This is a genomic window from Natronospira bacteriovora (assembly GCF_030848495.1).
Classification (GTDB): domain Bacteria; phylum Pseudomonadota; class Gammaproteobacteria; order Natronospirales; family Natronospiraceae; genus Natronospira; species Natronospira bacteriovora.
The window spans coordinates 206,695-223,676 of record NZ_JAVDDT010000002.1; the positions used below are offsets into that span (position 1 = coordinate 206,695).

Annotated in this window: 21 protein-coding genes; 9 read left to right on the plus strand and 12 right to left on the minus strand. The window is 61.9% G+C overall.

What is annotated here, in order from left to right; translation table 11 throughout:
- Positions 1-12 precede the first annotated feature (12 nt).
- The 3 genes from RBH19_RS03745 to RBH19_RS03755 all read right to left on the minus strand — a co-directional run bounded on the left by RBH19_RS03745 (position 13) and on the right by RBH19_RS03755 (position 1,242).
- The gene (locus tag RBH19_RS03745) at positions 13-498 is read right to left on the minus strand and encodes a DUF411 domain-containing protein (protein WP_306727476.1); all 486 of its coding nucleotides are present in this window, start codon (positions 496-498) and stop codon (positions 13-15) included.
- A gap of 157 nt (positions 499-655) precedes the next feature.
- Positions 656-853: a helix-turn-helix transcriptional regulator gene (locus RBH19_RS03750; RefSeq protein WP_306727477.1), complete on the minus strand. Its 198-nt coding sequence runs from the start codon at positions 851-853 to the stop codon at positions 656-658.
- On the minus strand, positions 850-1,242 hold the full coding sequence (locus tag RBH19_RS03755; protein WP_306727478.1) for a hypothetical protein: 393 nt from the start codon (positions 1,240-1,242) through the stop codon (positions 850-852). Before RBH19_RS03755 ends, RBH19_RS03750 begins: the two co-directional genes overlap by 4 nt.
- Before the next feature lie 234 nt (positions 1,243-1,476).
- Between RBH19_RS03755 and RBH19_RS03760 the strand changes: the two genes are divergently transcribed.
- Entirely contained in the window at positions 1,477-1,962 is a 486-nt protein-coding gene (locus RBH19_RS03760) for a GFA family protein (RefSeq protein ID WP_306727479.1), read from the plus strand.
- A gap of 105 nt (positions 1,963-2,067) precedes the next feature.
- A complete protein-coding gene (locus RBH19_RS03765; protein WP_306727480.1) occupies positions 2,068-2,820 on the plus strand; it encodes a UPF0149 family protein in 753 nt (250 codons plus the stop codon).
- Positions 2,821-3,034: 214 nt separating this feature from the next.
- On the opposite strand, the gene RBH19_RS03770 is transcribed toward RBH19_RS03765, so the two are convergent.
- Complete coding sequence (locus tag RBH19_RS03770) at positions 3,035-3,403, minus strand: helix-turn-helix domain-containing protein (protein ID WP_306727481.1); 369 nt, start codon at positions 3,401-3,403, stop codon at positions 3,035-3,037.
- Complete coding sequence (locus RBH19_RS03775; RefSeq protein WP_306727482.1) at positions 3,403-3,696, minus strand: type II toxin-antitoxin system HigB family toxin; 294 nt, start codon at positions 3,694-3,696, stop codon at positions 3,403-3,405. Before RBH19_RS03775 ends, RBH19_RS03770 begins: the two co-directional genes overlap by 1 nt.
- 546 nt (positions 3,697-4,242) lie before the next feature.
- On the opposite strand from RBH19_RS03775, the gene RBH19_RS03780 reads away from it, so the two are divergent.
- Both RBH19_RS03780 and RBH19_RS03785 read left to right on the plus strand, forming a co-directional pair.
- Positions 4,243-5,301, plus strand: coding sequence for a helix-turn-helix domain-containing protein (locus RBH19_RS03780; protein WP_306727483.1), 1,059 nt, complete (start codon positions 4,243-4,245; stop codon positions 5,299-5,301).
- A complete protein-coding gene (locus tag RBH19_RS03785) occupies positions 5,285-5,779 on the plus strand; it encodes a PIN domain-containing protein (protein ID WP_306727484.1) in 495 nt (164 codons plus the stop codon). The genes RBH19_RS03780 and RBH19_RS03785 overlap by 17 nt, the downstream gene beginning before the upstream one ends.
- A gap of 289 nt (positions 5,780-6,068) precedes the next feature.
- Here the strand turns inward: RBH19_RS03785 and RBH19_RS03790 are convergent, their stop codons facing one another.
- A complete protein-coding gene (locus RBH19_RS03790) occupies positions 6,069-6,386 on the minus strand; it encodes a hypothetical protein (protein ID WP_306727485.1) in 318 nt (105 codons plus the stop codon).
- Positions 6,387-6,573: 187 nt separating this feature from the next.
- Between RBH19_RS03790 and RBH19_RS03795 the strand changes: the two genes are divergently transcribed.
- Positions 6,574-7,536 carry an IS5 family transposase gene (locus tag RBH19_RS03795; RefSeq protein ID WP_306727486.1) on the plus strand — a complete coding sequence of 321 codons (963 nt, stop codon included), beginning with the start codon at positions 6,574-6,576 and terminating at the stop codon, positions 7,534-7,536.
- 168 nt (positions 7,537-7,704) lie between these two features.
- Here RBH19_RS03795 and RBH19_RS03800 read toward each other — a convergent pair whose 3' ends face one another.
- The 3 genes from RBH19_RS03800 to RBH19_RS03810 all read right to left on the minus strand — a co-directional run bounded on the left by RBH19_RS03800 (position 7,705) and on the right by RBH19_RS03810 (position 9,145).
- On the minus strand, positions 7,705-7,971 hold the full coding sequence (locus RBH19_RS03800; RefSeq protein WP_306727487.1) for a class I SAM-dependent methyltransferase: 267 nt from the start codon (positions 7,969-7,971) through the stop codon (positions 7,705-7,707).
- A gap of 143 nt (positions 7,972-8,114) precedes the next feature.
- Positions 8,115-8,906 carry a hypothetical protein gene (locus RBH19_RS03805; RefSeq protein ID WP_306727488.1) on the minus strand — a complete coding sequence of 264 codons (792 nt, stop codon included), beginning with the start codon at positions 8,904-8,906 and terminating at the stop codon, positions 8,115-8,117.
- Entirely contained in the window at positions 8,894-9,145 is a 252-nt protein-coding gene (locus RBH19_RS03810) for a hypothetical protein (RefSeq protein ID WP_306727489.1), read from the minus strand. The genes RBH19_RS03805 and RBH19_RS03810 overlap by 13 nt, the downstream gene beginning before the upstream one ends.
- 110 nt (positions 9,146-9,255) lie before the next feature.
- Between RBH19_RS03810 and RBH19_RS03815 the strand changes: the two genes are divergently transcribed.
- The 3 genes from RBH19_RS03815 (at position 9,256) to yjjJ (ending at position 12,463) form a co-directional block, all read left to right on the plus strand.
- Positions 9,256-10,200, plus strand: coding sequence for a metallophosphoesterase (locus RBH19_RS03815; RefSeq protein ID WP_306727490.1), 945 nt, complete (start codon positions 9,256-9,258; stop codon positions 10,198-10,200).
- Positions 10,197-10,949 carry an SGNH/GDSL hydrolase family protein gene (locus RBH19_RS03820; RefSeq protein WP_306727491.1) on the plus strand — a complete coding sequence of 251 codons (753 nt, stop codon included), beginning with the start codon at positions 10,197-10,199 and terminating at the stop codon, positions 10,947-10,949. Before RBH19_RS03815 ends, RBH19_RS03820 begins: the two co-directional genes overlap by 4 nt.
- A 161-nt stretch (positions 10,950-11,110) precedes the next feature.
- Positions 11,111-12,463, plus strand: coding sequence for a type II toxin-antitoxin system HipA family toxin YjjJ (gene yjjJ, locus RBH19_RS03825; protein WP_306727492.1), 1,353 nt, complete (start codon positions 11,111-11,113; stop codon positions 12,461-12,463).
- A gap of 28 nt (positions 12,464-12,491) precedes the next feature.
- Here yjjJ and RBH19_RS03830 read toward each other — a convergent pair whose 3' ends face one another.
- Positions 12,492-13,514: an NAD(P)-dependent alcohol dehydrogenase gene (locus tag RBH19_RS03830; protein WP_306727493.1), complete on the minus strand. Its 1,023-nt coding sequence runs from the start codon at positions 13,512-13,514 to the stop codon at positions 12,492-12,494.
- A gap of 148 nt (positions 13,515-13,662) precedes the next feature.
- Here RBH19_RS03830 and RBH19_RS03835 point away from each other — a divergent pair, with 148 nt between their 5' ends.
- Complete coding sequence (locus RBH19_RS03835) at positions 13,663-14,721, plus strand: Kelch repeat-containing protein (RefSeq protein WP_306727494.1); 1,059 nt, start codon at positions 13,663-13,665, stop codon at positions 14,719-14,721.
- A 54-nt stretch (positions 14,722-14,775) separates the two neighbouring features.
- On the opposite strand, the gene RBH19_RS03840 is transcribed toward RBH19_RS03835, so the two are convergent.
- Together RBH19_RS03840 and RBH19_RS03845 are read right to left on the minus strand one after the other, a co-directional pair.
- Positions 14,776-15,093, minus strand: a complete 318-nt coding sequence (locus RBH19_RS03840; RefSeq protein WP_306727495.1) for a hypothetical protein — start codon at positions 15,091-15,093, stop codon at positions 14,776-14,778.
- Between the two features lie 43 nt (positions 15,094-15,136).
- Positions 15,137-16,774, minus strand: a complete 1,638-nt coding sequence (locus RBH19_RS03845; RefSeq protein WP_306727496.1) for a sensor domain-containing diguanylate cyclase — start codon at positions 16,772-16,774, stop codon at positions 15,137-15,139.
- Between the last annotated feature and the right edge of the window lie 208 nt (positions 16,775-16,982).

The window sequence follows — 16,982 nt, forward strand, 5'->3', positions numbered from 1 at the left end:
CCTGAGCGGCGCTCAGTCCCGGTGATAACTGGCAAACACCGTGGTGCTGCCATCCGGCTGGAAGGCCAGCACGTCGTAGGGGTCATAACGGTCGCCGTGCTCCATGCCCGGTGAACCGATGGGCATGCCGGGCACCGTCAGGCCGGCTACATCCGGGCGTTCTTCCAGCAGGCGAATGATCTGCTCCGCCGGCACATGACCCTCGATGGCGTAGCCGTCAATGAAGGCCGTGTGGCAGGAGGCCAGACCGAAATCCAGCCCCGCCTCGCGCTTCTTCTCGTTCAGCTCCCGGTGGCTGATGTCATGGGCCGTAACGGCAAAGCCGGCGTCCTTCACGTGATCCACCCAGACCTCGCAGCAACCGCAGGTTTCGGTCTTGTAGACCACCATCTCCGGCAGGCCATCGGCGCCTTCATTGGCGTCCGAACAGGCCGCCAGGCCGATCAGCAGCAAGGGCAGGGCCAGGAGGAGGGCGGGCAAGTAATTCCGTGCAGTCATCAAGCATCCCCGAATGTGTTCGCCACGGCGGGCGGTAGAAAAAGGCCAACGCCGGTTTCATCCCTTTTGAGCCGGCCACGCCCGTTCGGTTCCCATAAAAGGCGCGAGGCCGGCATTCTAGCCGGCCCCGCCGCATTCGTCATGCGCCGGTTCAGCGCTAGGACGATTCATACTCGAAGATATCCTCAATCCGGCAGTCGAACAGCCGGGCCATCCGGAAGGCCGTATCCAGGGCCGGGTCATACTTGCCCTTCTCGATGGCGTTGATGGTCTGGCGACTGACACCCAGCTCATCGGCCAGGGTCTGCTGGGTCCAGTCCCGCTCCGCTCGCAGTACCTTGAGTCGATTCTTCATTGGTAGCGCTTCCATACCAGGGTGTAAGTCGCACTCCAGCCCGCCAGGGAGAACGCCCCCCACCAGACCGGGTTGATCGCCGGCAGGCCGGCCATGGCTTCCAGAATGCCCCAGCAAAGGGTGCCCGCCGAGAACACCGTCAAAATGGCCACCGCCGCAATACCGGCCGCCCGCCGCTCCAGTTCATCCCCGCACAGGAACAGCCGCAGACTGGCCCAGACCAGCAGCAGTACCGCCGCCACCGGCAGCAGTGCCACCAGCGTGTGGCCCGCCCCCTCGCTCAGTACCGAGCCCTGCAGCCAGGTGGCCAGCAAAAGGGCCACCACATAGAAGCCCATCGCCCCCAGAAAGGTCAGCGTGGCCCGTCGTTTTTTCGTTTGCAGTGTCATGCTCTCATCCTCGTTAAGTTATCCAGTCAAAAGGTAAAGCGCGCTTTACAATTTGAAAGGTAGGCGGCCCTCAGGAAAATGTCAAGTGAGCTAGACAAAAAGACGCGTGAAGATGACTCATTGGTGGTCATCCGACATGGTGTAATTCATGGTTCATAATGGGTAAGCCAGCCAGAAACTCGCGAACAGCCGCTATTTCGCGGTCCGAATTCTCGAAACCTTCGGGAGGGCGCCATGAAACTGGAAGGTTCCTGTCACTGCGGTGCCGTGCGGTTTACCTGCGAATCCCGCGCACCCTATCCCTTCATGCACTGCTACTGCAGCATCTGCCGCAAGCTCGTCGGCGGTGGCGGCTTCGCCATCAACCTGCACGCCGATGCCAACAGCCTGTCCATCGAAGGGGAAGAGCACATCAGCGTCTACCGTGCCTGGATGAACCACCCCACACGCAGCCAGCGCAGCGAGGGCGAACGCCGCTTTTGCCGCCACTGCGGCAGCATGCTCTGGGTTCAGGACCCCAACTGGCCCGAGTTGATGCACCCCTTCGCCTCGGCCATCGACACCCCGCTGCCCGAGCCACCCGAACGGATCCACATGATGCTCGATTCCAAACCCGCCTGGGTGCCCGTGCCCCACGGCGAGTATGACCGCCATTTCGATGGCTACCCGGACGAATCACTCGAGGCGTGGCACCAGCGGCACGGCCTGCTCATGGACTAGCGTCACGCAGACAGCCAGCTTCAGGCGATCGTCGTGGCGGGCCATGCCCGGGCAACTCTGGCATCATGAGGGCATCTCAGACCCATCCGCCAGCACGGAATCACCATGACCGACATCCCCACGCTCGACGAGAAGAACACCGGTCAGCTGGACGCGCTCCTGAAGCGTTACAGCAACCAGCCAGAGATTCAGGGCTACCCGGAAGCCGCCGGCTTCCTCTTCGCCATCGTCAACGGCCCCGGCAAGATGGACCCCGAAGCCTGGATGCCCTTCCTGCTGGGTGAAGAGCCCCCGGAAGTGCACAAGCCGGAAGACATGGACGCCCTGATGGATCGCCTCCTCAGCCTGTATTACTGGACGGCCAGGGACAGTCAGGGCGAACACGCACCCGGCTTTCCCCCGGGTGTGCCTCTTTCAGACAAGGCCGAAGACAACATCACCGCCGACGCCCCCCTGAGCCGCTGGTCCCGCGGCTTCATCCACGGCATGGGCGTGGTCGCCCCGGAATGGGAACGCCAGCTGCCGCAAGAATTTCACCAGGACTTCTATTACGCCCTGATGGTCATGACCGCCTTCGAGAAAAAGGCCGCCGTGGAGGAGCTGCATGAAGACTACCTGGCTGAAGAGGGCCAGGACGAACAAATGTCCTTCACCGACTACCTCCAGGAACTGCAGGAATCCCTGCCCGACGCCATGGACTGCTACGCCTTCGTCGGCAACCATGTTCGCCACCACCAGGCCCGTGAAGCCAAATCAAAAGGTCGCCGAGCAAAGAGCAAACCCGGCCGCAACGATCCCTGCCCCTGCGGCAGTGGCAAGAAATACAAGAAGTGCTGCGGCGATGCCAGCGTGCATTAGCCTGCGCACCCCTGGCGACCTTGTCCCCGCCATCATCGAAATCATGATGGACAACGCCCAGGAACACTGGGGCGAAGCCTGCTACCCCGTCCGCCAGTCCTGACGCGCAATAAACACTGATGTGAGAGGGGCATTCCTGCCCCGACACAATTGCCCGCAGAACAGCGGCGCTGTAAACGTGCTAAACGACCTGCCAGCCGATCGCTTGAGTAATTCAGGAAGCCTCATCCAACGGCTGGATGAGGCTCTCCAGGGGGATGTCCAGGCCAGCATGCAGCCGGCGGATCATTTGAAGGGAGAGGCCGCGCTTGCCGTTAAGCACTTCCGCCACCCGACCACTGTGGCCGATGTACGGCTCCAGATCTTTCCGGGTCAAGCCCTGCTGCTCCATGCGAAAGCGAATCGCGCTGAGCGGGTCCGGTGCATCAATTCGGTGGACACGCGCCTCATAGGCCGCCAGCAGGGTCGCCAGAACATCCAGCTCGTCGGCCTCCTCGGAACCCGGCTCTGCATCCATCAGCGCCTCGACCCGAGCCAAAGCCGCCTCATAGTCCTGCTCATTGTGAATAGGCCGGATATTCATTACACCGTCTCCACATCAATATGATCGTATTCCGCGTGGGTACCGATAAACCGCACGAATACAATCCCATTGTCATATCGCACATGAACAACCAGGCGATACTTGTTGCCTCCAATGTTGAAAACAACCCGGTTGTTGCCAACGAAGCTGGCTGATCGGTATCGATCCTTGATGTCCTGAGGCTGCCGCCAGCGAGCGGCCTCGGCTTCCGTATGCCACGCCTTCAGCGGCCCCTCCGCATCGGGATGCTTCTCCCAGAACCGCCGCAGCGTGCGCTTCGCTATCACCCGCACGCGTCCCCCTTTCTTCTCTGCTCGTTTAGTCCAACCATAGCGACTCCCAAAATGGGAGTCAAGTCCGCAGCAGGGTCCAATGGATTGGATAAAGGCCATTCCCGACCCCATTTGGTTGCGACATAGTTTGTCGCTACCTGCCTCCATACTGGATTCTGAGGTGCACTCCACCCGGTTGGGCCTTTGGCACTGACAGGGAAGCGGTGGGGTGCATCCCCCTTTTCTGCATGGCAATCCAGTCGAACGCAGGGAGCACCCCATGAACAAGCACACCGAATTCGAAACCGGCACCCAGGCCACCCTGGCCAGCACTGGCGAAAAGGCCCACATTCTCTACCGCGTCCACGACGGCCAGACCGGCACCACCCGCTAACGCTGCGTCCTCCCGCCCCAGGCACCGGGGCATCGCCTCAGAGTCCAGACCATCGCGGCCAAGCGCCTCAGCTGAGCACCTACCCAGAGATCGGGAAACACCTGGGCATATTTCATCGTTTACATAGAAAGTAAAAATGCTAAGCTTGTAAACATTCGAGAGGAGGGATGCTCATGCTGGGCGAACGGATTGAGCGGGCACGCCGCTGGAAAGGCCTGGCGCTTCGCGAGCTGGCCGCACGCAGTGGTGTCAGCCATACCGCCATTAGAAATTACGAAAAAGGCCTACGCACCCCCGGGTCACGCCAGCTCCTGGCGCTGGCCAAGGCGCTGGGCGTGCGCACCGAGTATTTCTTCCGTCAGCAACGAATCTCGCTGGCCGATGTGGAGTACCGCAAGCGGGCCAGCACCCCGAAGAAAGTCCTCGACCAAATCCGGGAGGATGTCATCGAACAGGCCGAGCGCTGGTCCGAGTTGCTGTCCTTCTTTCCCAAGCGGCCTATTAGGAGTTTTGAAGTCCCCAGGCCCCTGCCGGCCGTAGAGTCGCTGCCGGATGTGGAGCGCGTGGCCGACCATGTCCGACAGGCCTGGCAACTGGGCCATTCACCCATCCCTGACCTGATCGATGTACTGGAAGCGTTCGGCATCATCGTCATCACCACCGAGATTGACCATGACCAGAAGTTCGATGGCCTTGCGGGCGCCGTGGCCGGAACCCCGGTCATTGTCGTCTCGGAGCATTGGACCGGTGATCGCCAGCGATTCACCTTGGCCCACGAGCTTGGCCATCGCCTGCTGGAAGGCCATCTCCCGCCCGGGGTGGACGAGGAGAAGGCAGCCAACCGCTTCGCCGGTGCCTTCCTGCTTCCCGCAAGCCAGGTCCGGGGCCGACTGGGCGAGCAAAGAACCCGCATCGACGCCCAGGAGCTCCTGCTCCTCAAGCAGGAATTCGGCCTGAGCATGATGGCCGCGCTCTACCGTGCCCTGGATTGTGAAGTGATCACCCGGAGCTATTTCAGCCGGCTGATGAAGCGTTTCTCAAAGTTCGGCTGGCGCCGAGAGGAACCCGGCGAACCCTATCCCCCGGAACGGACCGTGCTGTTCGAGCATCTGGTCTATCGCGCCCTCTCGGAACAAATGATCGGCGAATCCAAGGCGGCTGAGCTGCTCGGCCAGTCCATGGCAAGCTTTCACCAGCAACGGAAGCTGATGACTCATGTTGCTGGTCAGTGACGCGAATATCCTGATCGATCTGATCGAGGGCAGGGTGGTTGCGGAGTTTCTGTCCCTACCAGACGAGATAGCCACGCCAGACTTGCTGTTCGAGGAAGAACTGGCAGACCACCATGGTGAGCTCCTGGGTATGGGATTGAACCTGGCCGAACTCAGTGGTGACCAGATTCAGCGAGCGGAAGAGTTGGTGGGCAATCATCCGAAAGCCAGTCGCAATGACTGTCTTGCGTTGACGCTCGCGGAAACAGAGAACTGCACACTATTGACTGGCGACCGAGCCCTGCGTCAGGCAGCCGATGCGCTGCGTGTCGAAATTCACGGGACAATCTGGTGTGTCCAGCGCATGATTGATTCCGGGCGAATCACCCCTGTTCAGGCGCGGGAGGCCTACCGCCGAATGCGGCTCGGCAACTCACGCCTGCCGTGGGATGAAGTCAACGCCCAATTGGCCCAGTATGGATTGGAGCTTCCGCGCTAAAATTACCAAGAGCAGAAGGATGCCCAGATCGAAACAGAAAAAGCTGAGATCGACTCGCTTTTCGGAGTTCATCCGGAACGCGTCCGCGCGCGAGAAGAAAAGGGTCTACAAAGAGGTCCTGCAGCGCGCAACCGAGCGCCAGCGCCGGGTGCTAGAGGACGCTTCAACCAACTCCTAACCACCCAGTGGGAGCGACCTCCCGGTCGCGACAGGCAAGACCGAAACCAGATTGGGTCAGGAATGCCCCTCCCACAGGGGTCGGGCCACACTTCGCCTGTTCACTTCCTCCCTAACCAATCGAAACCGGCCGATGCGCCCGGCCACCAACCGAGAAGCTCATCCGAGCCGGCGCCTGATGCCGGCGGAGCCCGGTGAATCGACCCTCCAGACCCAGCACCCAGTACTGATCCGGGCTGTGGTAATAACGAAACCCCAAGACCCGCCCGAACATGGGGCAGTGGCCCGGGTTCGCCGCCCGCCAGGCCCGGATGAAGGCCCGTAAACCCGCCTCCAGATCCCCGTCATCGAGGGTCAGTGACCCATCCAGGGGCAGGTCAATGATCTTCCAGCGCCGTTCCCCACCGGTCAGCGCTGCCCCTGTAATCAATCGTGGTAGCGACCGCTCCAGGTCAATTCCCAGGAAGGGCGGGGTCGGGGATTTGCCAGATTCCATCGGGGGTCTATGGCGCGAGGCCTCAATTGTTTGGTTCGCAATCCGGAATTAGGGAACCTCTGATTAATTCGGCCATTTTGCGATAATTACCTGTAGCCGTCCATTTAGAGGAGATCGCACAGTGCGTCAGCAAAGTCTTTCGGCCACCGGATTCGAGAAATACCAGAAACAGACACGGCGAGCCCGGTTTCTGTCGGATATGGATCGGGTGGTGCCCTGGGACGAGCTGGCGGCGGTGATCGAGCCCTATTACCCGGCTCCGACAGGCCCGGGCCGACGGCCGGTTGGCCTGGAGCGCATGCTGCGGATCTATTTTCTTCAGCACTGGTTCAATCTCTCGGATCCAGGTGTGGAAGAAGCACTGTACGACTCCAATGCCATGCGGGATTTTGTGGGTATCGATCTGGGCCGGGAACCGGCCCCGGACGAGACCACGGTGTGCAAGTTCCGGCACATGATGGAGAAAAACGACCTGGGCGCCGAGCTGTTCCGGGCCGTGGGCCAGTATTTGGAGGAAAACGGCTTGAAAGTGAGCCGAGGCACGATCGTCGATGCCACCATCATCAATGCGCCGAGCTCGACCAAGAACAAGAAGAAGGAACGCGATCCCGAGATGCATCAGACTCGCAAGGGCAATCAGTGGTATTTCGGGATGAAGGCGCACATTGGTGTGGATTCGAAGACAAAGATGATTCATTCGGTGGCGGCTACTGCTGCCAACACCCATGACAGTCAGCTGCTTGGTGATCTGCTTCACGGAGAGGAAACCCGGGTCTGGGGTGACTCGGCGTACGCGGGGCAGAAAGCCACCTTAAAAGAAGCGGCCCCGAGAGCCCAGGACTTCACCCAGAAGAAAGGGAGCCGACACCGGCCACTGAGTGAGGTTGATCGTGGTCGCAATCGAACCAAGTCGAAGGTGCGGGCGAAGGTCGAGCATCCTTTCCACATCATGAAGCGAGTGTTTCAGCTCACCAAGGTCCGCTATCGCGGCCTGACGAAGAACGCCAATCATGTCTTTGCCAGTTGCGCGCTCATCAATCTGTTCATGGCGCGACGACGCTTATTGGCCCTTCCGGGGGATTAGTGTGTCCGGAATCCGGGTTTCGGCCTGGATTCCGGCAAGAATGGCCGGTAAACCGGCCGAGTGGGAGCCGAATCATGCTTATTTTCGGCACCAACTGCGAATTCAAACGGAAGGGGTGGTCTCAGCGGTAATTGATCAGACCTTCCCTAGATTTAACGGATCAGATACTTAGCATCTTACACCCGTTCTAGGTGCTCTCATGGGGTTGCCCGAAGCCGGGCTGGGCTCGGCGGCAACTACCTCGTGGCCGCGCTCTGCCAACCAGACGGCATCGCGACCCGAGCCGGCGCCGATGTCGAGGATGACGGAGCCCTCCGGTTTGGGCAGCAGGTAGAGCAGCCAGTTGTGGACTTCGGGGAACTCCAAGCGCTTGTATTGTTCGGCAACGTTCTTACCGCGTTGATCGTACCAGTCGATTGGGTTGTGCTCCAGCATGGGGAAAGTATCCGGGCTTGCATCGCTTTGTGCAATTCATGATTCCGATAGGAAAGTTCAACAAACTTCCCCAGTAGTAAAACGGCGGCTCCATCGCGGGTTGCCAATGCTGTAGCCGAAGAAGCCTCCGCCGGCGATGAGGGCTAGTGCTCTGCTGCCTTGTGGATGAGCCAGCCCGGGTGCTGGCCTCGTTCGGGGGCGAAGGGGCTTTCCAGGTGCAGGCGTTCGGCTGTTTGGATCTTGCATTGATCGAGCAGAGTGGCCTGGGCGTTGGCTTCCTTTTCGCTTTGGTGGGTGATGAAGAGCTGGCCGTTGGGGGCGAGTTGGGCGTAGACGTGCTTGAGCAGGCGCTCTGGCATGAAGAAGCGTTGCGGTAGCCCCCAGCGGGCCAGGGGTTCGGGGGTGAAGAAGGGCAGGAACCAGGTGATGAGCTGGAATTGCCCTTGCAGTTGGAGGACGTTGTCGGCGCGGTATTGGCAGCCGGGGTGTGCTCGGGCCATGGCTTCGCCGTGGGCGCGCCGGGTGGTGAGGTCGATGTAGCGCAGATGGGCGTCGAGTTCCACGCCGGTCCAGGCGGTGGGCTGCCAGGCGTACAGGCCGGGCAGGTAGGGCCAGCTCTTGGCGCCGATGTCCAGGGTCCGGGCGTTGGGGCCCGGTTCGGGGTTGGGCAGGTGGCGGTCGAGCAGGTCGAGGACGTAGAGGCTTTCGAGCATTTCCTGGGGGTTGCAGATGTGTTCCCAGTGGCTGAGCTCATAACGCTGGGCCAGGGCGTCGAGGCGCGCCCGGGCGGGGGCGGGCAGCTCGTCGTGAATGTCCTTCAGGCGGGCGAGGGTTTTGCGGGGCGGGTGCGACCAGGTCAGGGCCTGCTTGATCTGCCAGTCGATCTCGCGGCGCAGGTTCAGGAGCCAGGCCATCATGGTGCCTAGGGCCGCCACCAGCCGTCTTCGTGGCGACCGGCCTGTCGCAGGGATTCCAGGCCGAATTCCAGTGCGCCTGCCACGATCAGCATGCCCACCAGCAGAAAGACCACCGGGTGATCGCGATTGACGATGCCCAGCCAGTCGAGCAGCAGGAGCAGGCCGAGGCCGAGGAGGGCGGCGATGATCAGGGTGATGAAGACGATCCGAAGTCGGCGTACGGTGTGTTCACGGATTCGGAAGAAGTCGAGTGACATGATGCTTTCCACGATTGCCGGATGATTCCGGCACAGGGTCGCAAGCCCCGGGTGAAAATGCCAGGCTTTGCGAGCGGTGTCGGGGCTTGGATTGATCAGAGGTGCCTTGAATGTATGACCTGATTGGTGATGTGCATGGTGAGCTGGATGCCCTGGAGCGCTTGCTGGTGGCCATGGAGTATCAGCGTGTGCGAGGTGTCTGGCGGCACCCGGAGCGCCGGGCGGTGTTTGTGGGGGATCTGATTGACCGGGGGCCGGCGTCGCGGGAGGTGGTGGCGACGGTGCGGGCCATGGTGGAGGCCGGGCAGGCCCACTGCCTGATGGGCAATCATGAGTTCAATGCCATTGCCTTTCACACGCCGGATCCTCGCGGCGGTGATTGTCATCTGCGGCCTCATAGCGAGAAGAACCTGCGCCAGCATCAGGCCACGCTGGAGTCTTACCGAGGGCATGCCGGGCAGCTGGCGGATGACATCGCCTGGTTCCAGGGCTTGCCGTTCTGGCTGGAGCTGGATGGGGTGCGGGTGGTGCATGCGGCGTGGTCGCCGGAGGCGATGGCGCTGGTCGAGGGCAGTGGGGTGCGCGATGGTCTGGATTGGCCGATGGCCTTTCCGGAGGCTTTCGATGAGGCCTCGCCTCTCGGGGCGGCACTGTCGGAAGTGCTGAAGGGCGTGGAATGGGCCTTGCCTGGTGATGCTTTCTTTCATGACAAGGATGGCCATCTGCGCCGGGAGGCCAGGGTGTGCTGGTGGGATGTGGCCCCGGGCCATCGCTGGCCGGCGGTGGCCATGGGGCCGCCGTCGCTGAAGAAGGCGTTGCCGGATGAAGTGATTCCGGAAGACTATCCACGCCTGCGTTATCCGGCCGAGGCGCCGCCGGTGTTCTTTGGTCATTACTGGCTGTGGGGCGAGCCTTCGCCCCTGGCTGAGAACGTGGCCTGCCTGGATTACAGCGTTGCCAAGGGCGGGCAGCTGGTGGCCTACCGCTGGGCGGGCGAGCAGCGACTTCAGCGAGCGCACTTCGTGGCCGTGCCGAGCGAGGGCGGTGGCCCGTGAAATCTGTAGACTCGATTGCCGCACTGGCCAGCTGGCTGCTTTTGCCGGTGGTCCTGTTACAGGGTGCCTACCTGCGCCTGACCGTGCCGCGTTTGGGGGAGGCGCCGGGTGCGCGTTCCGGGCGTGTGGATGGTGCGGCGCCGGTGCTTCGGCTGCTGGTGCTGGGTGAGTCGACGGCGGCCGGGGTGGGGGCGCCGGATCAGAAACAGGCGGTGGCGCGGTGGACGGCCGAGACGGTGGCGGCGCTGAGCGGCCGTGCGGTGGCCTGGCGGGTGCTGGGAAAGAATGGGGCCACGGCGCATTCGCTGCGTAAGCGTTTATTGGAGCCGGCTGAGGAGGTTGAAGCCGATCTGGCTGTGGTCATTCTGGGGGTGAATGACACCCTTCGCTTTCACGGGCCGCGGCGTTGGCGGCGGGATCTGACTCGCCTGCTGGAATCACTGCGCGAGCGCTGCGGGCCGGTGCCGGTGGTGCTGGCCTCGGTGCCGCCGATGAACCGCTTTCCGGCGATTCCTTCCCCGACGCGCCAGGTGCTTGGCCTGCGCGCTGCTCGCCTGGGCGAGGCGGCGGCGGCCTGGGCGTCGGCCATGGAGGCGGTTGCCTATTCCCCCATGCCCGAGGATTCGGATGCACCACTGGAATCGCTGTTCGGTGTGGACGGCTTTCATCCTTCGGCGGAAGGCTATCGGCGCTGGGGCGAGTTGCTCGGGCGAGAGGGCTTTGCCTTGCTGGGCAAGCCCGCGCCTTGATGCCTGAACCGCTTGAGTCGGGACGCTGGCACCGCTTGGGCTCGATCCGGAAGGAGAAAACTATTCACATATGCCTCTATACACCTCCATAAAGTTAGTTTAAACAGCGCTTTATAATCTATAATAACTATTCATTAATCTATTCACTTTCTCGGGATTCCATGGCGCGAAGGAATGACAGTGTGGAGGCAGTGCTTGCTGTCCTGGAACGGCGGGGCTGGATGCGGGCGGCGGCGCTGTGCGAGGCGCTGGGTCTGAGCCAGCCGACCCTGTCGCGGCGTCTGCGCCGGGCCGGGGCGGCCGTTTTGCGGTCGGGGGCCGGGCCCCGTACCCGTTACGCTGCCCGGCGGGGCTATGCCGGGGCGGGGAGCGCGCAGCCACTGTACGCCGTGGACGAGGCGGGTCGGGTGACGCATCTGGCCACCCTGCATGGCGTCGCCCCGAACGGCTTTTACCTGGAAGCGGGCGATCAATCGGCGTGGCTGCTCGGGGAAGACGGCCGAGGTGCCTATGACGATCTGCCGTATTTTCTCCAGGATCTTCGTCCCCAGGGCTTTCTTGGCCGGGAGATTGGTCGCTGGCTGGCGGATCGCTTTGCCTGGCCGGGTGATCCCCGCCAGTGGGATGCCGATACGGTAGCGCGTTTTCTACTGAGTTACGGTGATGATGTGCCCGGTAATCTGTTGCTGGGCGACGAAGCCCTGGCGCGTTTTGAGCGGCGCCGGCCGTCGCCCGTGGCGGCTCGGGCGAGGGATTATCCGGCGCTGGTTGAAAGGATCCTCGGCGAGGGAGAGCCGGGCTCGTCGGCGGGGGGCGAGCAGCCGAAGTTTGCGGCGTTTGTTCCCGACATCGGTCATGTGCTGGTGAAGTTCTCCCCGGCCGGCGACAGTAGCGAGGTGCGGCGCTGGCAGGATCTGCTGGTGGCGGAATGGCATGCCCTTGAATGCCTTCGTGCCCACGATCTGGCGGCCGCCACGGCTCGGCTGTATGACATTGACGGGCGAATCTATCTCGAGGTGGAGCGATTTGATCGCGTGGGCAGCCGTGGACGGCGCCCGAACCTGTCGCTGGAAGCGGTGGATGCCGAGTTCGTGGGCAGCCGACGTTCGTGGACGGAGTCGGCACAGCAACTGCACGAGGCCGGGTGGCTGGATTCGGATTCGCTGGAAAGAATTCGCTGGCTGGACCTGTTCGGTGCCTGGATCGAGAATTCGGATCGCCATCTCGGCAATCTCAGCCTGATGCCCGCTGATGATGGCTTTGTGCTGCATCCGGTCTATGACATGTTGCCCATGGCGCTTGCCCCGGTGCGCGGAGAGATTCGCGAGCCGGCATTTCGTATGCCTGTCGCATCCCGGCTGGGAGACGGCATGTCGCTCTGGCAGGCCACCGGGAAAGCGGCGGAAGCCTATTGGCAGGCCCTGGCCGACGAGCCCCGCCTGTCCGAGTCATTCCGGGCACTGGCGCAAGACCGTGCCCGGCAAATTCATGGCCTGTTACAGGGAAACGGCTGACAAGAAGCGGCCGGCCGATGATCTTGTCTTAAGGCACTATGATGATACGGCCGTTCAGCTGACCTGATTGCAGGCACTCGATTGCCTTGGGCGCCTCTGATAAGGGGAAGGTCCTGGCCACGATCGGCGTCAATGTGCCGGCCTCGAGCATGTCACGCAGGATGTGCATGGCATCACGCTTTTCCATTGTCTCGAAGGCGGGCCAGGGCAGGTGGCGGTCGAACCGTGCCCACAGCATGAGCCCGAGAAAATACGGTATGCCGCCCAGGGTTCGGCGGCCTTTTTCTCCGTAGTGATCGTGGCCGATGATGATGATCGATCCATCGGGTCTGAGGATGCGTTTGCCGCTTGAGAGCGTAAGGGTGGATGCAACATCGATGATGAGGTCGATGTCCTGTTCAAGCGCGGTGACATCGTCTTGCGTGTAGTCGATAACCTTGTCGGCACCCAGCGACCGCATGTAGTCGAGTTTGCTTGGGTGATCCACGCCGATGACAAAGGCGCCGTTGGCCTTTGCCAACTGAATGGCGATGCTGCCCACGCCGCCGGCGGCACCGTTGACCACGATGCGCTGCCCCGGCTTTGTCCATAGGTGCTTGCGCAGGTTGACCAGGGCAATGGTGCCGGCCGTTGGTACCGATGCCGCCTTCTCGAAGGTGATGCCTTCGGGTTTGAGGGCCAATACGTGCTGAGGCACGCAGACGTATTCCGCGTAGGCGCCGCCATTGACCCATTGAATCCGGTCATGGGTTTCGCCGAACACCGCATCCCCGGGCCGGAACTCCGTCACCTCGTTTCCCACCGCCGTCACTTCCCCGGCCATGTCCAGACCGGGAATCGCTTGTTTCTGTCTTCTCAATCCGGCACCCATGATTCGCATGAGGCGGGGGTAGCCGGTGACGGCATGCCACACATCGGGATTGACCGAGGCGGCCCGCACCCGCACGAGCACTTCATCCGAAGCCGGTGTCGGGATGTCGACCTCGCGCAAACTCAGCACCTGGTCGGGAGAGCCGTAGCGATCCTGGATGATGGCTTGCATACGCGTCATCTGAAACCTCACATGATCACTTTGGGGACGCGGCCTGCCTTGCAGCCGCACCTGAAGCATCTACCCTTGATGGTTCAGGGGCAATGCATGTGGCTGATCATAACGCTAACGGCACTCGATGTACCTGAGTGCCTTCAGGAGGTGGAGCATGGCTGTAAAGCAGGGAATGGCGGGATTGCTGCTGTTGGCGCTGTTACTGGCGTGTGCGCCGGAGGAGACGGAAACCGACGAACGGCCGCGGGATGAGGCGGCCCCCAGCGGCAGCTGGGCGATCATGAGCGCGGTGCCGGAGGCGCGCACGGAAGTGAGTGTGACCACCGATGGTGAACGGGTGTACATGATTGGCGGCTTCCTGCCGCCAGTGGACGAGGACAGCGATGAACGCCCGCCGGCCGCCACGGACATGTTCGCCTGGTCGCCGGTGGAGGGCGAGTGGGAGAACCTGGGGCCGATTCCGGGCGGCACCCATCACGCGGGCTTCGTGCACGTGGATGGCAAGCTCTACGTGGTGGGTGGCTATTACGACAACACCTTTGATCCGGCCGGCCATGTGTGGATCTATGACATCGCCGCCGATGCCTGGAGCGAGGGCACGGCAATGCCCACGCCCCGCGGGGCCCTGGCCTATGCGGTCCTCGATGGGCGCATCCATACCATCGGCGGCACGGTGGCCGATGCGGCCGAGCATGATCATGAGGGCCACACCACCGATGCACCGGACGATTCGGTCGGCACTCACGAGGTCTACGATCCGGCCACGGACAGCTGGGAGCGGCTCGCGCCCATGCCTACTGCCCGCAATCATCATGTGGCCAAGGCGGTGGATGGTCGTGTCGTGGTGACCGCCGGCCGGGCCGGGCGCAATTTCACCATGACGGAAACCGAGATCTACGATCCTTCTGACGATAGCTGGACGGAGGGTGCCCCGTTGCCCACCGGGCGCAGCGGCGTGGCGGCCGAGCGCCTGGGCGAATGGGTGTATGTCTTTGGTGGCGAGACCTTCGATGAAGGGGCGGCGCGTACCTTTGATGAAGTCGAGCGCTATCACATCGGCCTGGATCGCTGGGAATCCATGCCCGTCATGCCCACGGCCCGGCACGGCCTGGGTGCGGCCGTGGTGGACGAGGGCATCTGCGTGATCTCCGGCGGACCGGAGCCCGGCTACAGCTTCGGCACCGACAACGAGTGCTTCATTCCTGTGGATTGAGCCTGGTGAGGCCGGTGTTGGGGGCAGGTGGCGGTTCCTGCGGGATGGGGCGGCTCAGCGGTAGGGACGGAACCATTTCGGCCGCTGGGGGCGTAGCCCCATGCCGCCCAGAATGAGAAACAGCAGGCCCAGCAGAACCACCACAATGCCCCAGACATCGGCTTCCTCCATCAGGCCCAGCACCCCGGTATAGATCAGGGTGCCGCCAATGCCCAGGCTGGCCAGCACCAGCAGGGCGACGAAGAGCAGGGGCATGGGGTGATGTCGCACCGAGCCATTGCTGCGCATGGCATAGCCTTTCTCGGCTCGACACTTGGGGCAGACGACGACGCTGTCGTCAATTTCCGTCTGGCAATAAGGACACTGTTCCATGCCTGCATTGTGTCGGGATGGGAATCGCTTGTCCAACGCTCGCCTAGCGATACGGCTTCGTCAGCCGTTCATCGCCCTGGGTAACGATGACCACTCGGTTACGGCCTTGCTTCTTCGCGTCGTAGCATGCCGTGTCGGCGGCATCAAGGATATCCAGGGCGTCACCACTGTTTGGCCCGAGCTCCACCAGCCCGGCACTGACGGTGACGTGAAATTGCCGTAGCTCCCAGCGAAAACGGAAGTTCTCGACGTGGCGGCGAAGTTTCTCCACGATGCCGGTGGCCGCATCCAGCGGGCAGTGACTGAGAATGATGGCGAATTCGTCGCCACCGAGGCGGGCAAGGATGTCGCCCTCGCGCAGATTCGAGCGAATGACATCGGAGATATTCATGAGAAAGACATCACCGGCCCGGTGGCCGCAGGTGTCGTTGATCGCCTTGAAACCATCCAGGTCAATGAAGCAAAGCACATGACGTGTCTGGTCATCATGAGCGCTGGCAATGGTCTGATCAAGACGACGAGAAAAGGCCCGCCGGTTTAGCAGGCCGGTCAGGGCATCGTGAGTGGCTTCATGGGCGAGCGCTTCCACCTGGCTGCGTTCTTCGGAAGTGTCTTCCACCACCAGAACATAAGGGCCATGCTGATTCTTTTCCGTCAGACTGAAAGTGAAGCGCAACCACATCGGCGAGTCATCATTGCGAAGATGCTGGCGCTCCACGATGCTTCGATTGCTGGATGAATCGTATTGATCCCGAACGATCCCGATATCGATCGGCTCCTCTCGATTGCCGGGCATCGAAGAGAGCCGGGAATCCACCAGCATGGTGGAAGGGTAGTCAAGAATGTCACACAGGCGACTATTCACATATCGAATGATGCCGCGATCATCCACGATGGCCATGCCGACGCCGGCATGTTCCAGTGTTGCCCGAAGCTCCTGTTCCGAGTCACTCAGGCGTCTGGCCGCCCAGCGGAAGAGCATCATGGTGATCAGGGCCACCAGCAACAGAGCCAGTGCGACAGTAATGAACAGGCTGCGGGTCACTTCCCGGTCTACCTGGCCCAGTGTTCGGAGAAAGGCTGTTTCCTTTTCGCGCAGCACTTGTCGGGTCTCGCCAAGGCTGGCAAGAATTTCGGCCTGTCGCTCTTCGGCGGCGGCTGCGGTCTGTGGCGGTTGACTCAGGGCTTCCAGATACAGGATGTGTTCATCGGTGGCACGCCAGATGGACGCGGCCTGGCGAAAATGGGAAACGTTCTGAAAGTAACGAAACATCCAGATCAGGCGGGGGATATCATCTTCATGGCTGCCGCCTTGTTCGAAGCCCTGCCAGGCGCGCTCAAGATCAACGGGTTCCCGCTCCAGGCTCAGGCGGGCCTGCATGTAACCCGCCGGGCCCGCAATCGCTTCCCGTGCCTGTTCCAGCATTTCGGGCTCCCCGGTCCTGGCGTAAACACTCAGCGCATGCAAGGCATCTTCCTTGCCCTTGGACCAATGGCTCTCGCTGGTGGCGTAGGCACGCAGGGCTGATTTCGTCTCCAGCAGACCCCAGCTTGCGCCAAGAGCCAGAATCAGGAGCACAACAATGCCGCCCAGGCCACTGATCATCAGCTGCCTGGTATTTGATCCTCCGCCCTGGATCCATCCCCCTGGTGGCTTGTTAGCCGTCAGCCATCGGCGCATTTCCGCTCCTCCATGCGGCGGGCTTTTCCCTTGTCATTTCCGAGCATAGCAGTGCGGCTCGAGCGCAATTGGGAAACAGCAGGCCGTTTGACCCGGGAAATGATGCCGTTCGCTCCTGATGCTTTTTTCCCTGAAATGACCGCTCGGCGTGGGATGAGGCGCTCAGGACGCTGCATGAAATCGGATTGAACTGTCCGCGGGAGCAGGT